This is a genomic window from Paenibacillus vini, assembly GCF_018403325.1.
GTDB lineage: Bacteria > Bacillota > Bacilli > Paenibacillales > Paenibacillaceae > Fontibacillus > Fontibacillus vini.
Genome location: NZ_BOSL01000084.1, coordinates 1 through 255, shown reverse-complemented (window position 1 = coordinate 255; position 255 = coordinate 1). Strand labels below are relative to the sequence as shown.

Below are 255 nucleotides of genomic sequence, written 5' to 3'. Positions count from 1 at the left end.
CGTATTGTAATTGCTTCCGTCTGTTACCCCCGTTACGGTTGGAGGTGTTTTATCGAGTGAAAATGTTACCGTTGTTGTATTTCCCGCCGCATCCGTTACGATGAGCGTATAATCGCCATCCTGGCTGGTCGTATCGCCTGACATGAACGAACCACCGTTTAATGTCGCAGTCCCTTCGTCAAACGTCACCGTTTTATCCGTGTTATACAGCTTCCCGTCTTCCACGCCCGAAACCACTGGCTTCGTTTTGTCGAT

1 protein-coding gene is annotated in these 255 nt (G+C 49.4%); it reads right to left on the bottom strand.

Features of this window, described 5'->3' with window-relative positions:
• Positions 1 to 255: hypothetical protein (locus KJS57_RS26270; protein ID WP_213656849.1), on the bottom strand; the 255-nt coding region annotated here is incomplete at both ends.